General features: G+C 63.0%; 1 protein-coding gene and 1 pseudogene. One reads left to right on the top strand and one right to left on the bottom strand.

What is annotated here, in order from left to right; translation table 11 throughout:
• A pseudogene (locus tag D7W82_RS39765) lies at positions 1–350 on the bottom strand (IS4 family transposase); the annotation flags it as partial.
• Between the two features lie 58 nt (positions 351–408).
• Between D7W82_RS39765 and D7W82_RS39760 the strand changes: the two are divergent.
• On the top strand, positions 409–684 hold the full coding sequence (locus D7W82_RS39760; RefSeq protein ID WP_370451154.1) for a hypothetical protein: 276 nt from the start codon (positions 409–411) through the stop codon (positions 682–684).
• The last annotated feature ends 263 nt before the right edge of the window (positions 685–947 follow it).

Here is a 947-nt window from a genome sequence, read left to right as displayed (position 1 = left end):
AGCGTCTCCTGGTCGTCCTGCTCGAAGTCCGTCCAGTCCAGCGCGATGACCGCCTCGGTCCGCTCCGCCAGCACGAAGGGCACCCAGGACGCGAAGAGCTTCCAGACGTCGAAGCCTCCATTCGACAGCAGTCGGTCCACCTGCTTCACCGCGTGCTTGGACGTGACGTCCTCTCCACGCGCCCACGCCATGGCCTTGCCGATGGCCGCCACCGACAGGCTCGCCGCCTGCACCGCCCCCAGCGTCGCGTGCGCGAGGGATAGGATTCGTTTGACGTGCAGGTCGTCCTCGAACACTTCCGTCAGGAACGCCCGCACCTGCTCTTTGTCGATGGCCACCTTGCGCGTCATGGTGGCTGCCTCTTTGCGCTGACACCAGCGCCTTCGCACGCAGCCGCCGAGCGAGCGTGTGCTGATCAACTCGCTAGATGAGGGGATCCATCCCTCAGCCCTGGCCCAGGTGCTGCTGACGCTGCTGGGCGCCGCCGGGGAGAGCCTCGGGATGGAGAAGGGCTTGAAGGCCAACACCGTCAAGACGCGTACCTACTCGCTCTTCCGGCAGGGCTGCATGTATTACCAAGCCATTCCCATGATGAAGGAGGAACGATTGCGGCCTCGCGTCGAGCGCTTCGCCGAACTCCTCCACTGTCACCCTGTCTTCAAAGAAGCGCTTGGCTTCATATGAGGGGATGGCTCCGGGTCAAGGGCCAAAAAGTAGGGTTCTGAAGGAGGGTGTGTGCAAGACAATGAATGGATTTTGGATCTTATCGAGCAGTACTTGAGCTGTGCCCGCTCTTTCTCGGATCGGCTCTGCCGCGCGTGTAAGCGTTCACGGGGTAGTGCTCGCCTGAGGGGGCAGTGAGGCAGCGAACGGTGGGCCTCACCACGCTCGACGTGGGCCGGGGGCGGCTTAGAAATAATAGGACGTGGCCACTCCCGACCCAAGAG

It is taken from the genome of Corallococcus sp. CA049B, from assembly GCF_003611685.1.
GTDB lineage: Bacteria > Myxococcota > Myxococcia > Myxococcales > Myxococcaceae > Corallococcus > Corallococcus coralloides.
The sequence above is the reverse complement of the archived record's forward strand: the minus strand, read 5'-3'. Positions and strand labels throughout refer to the sequence as shown.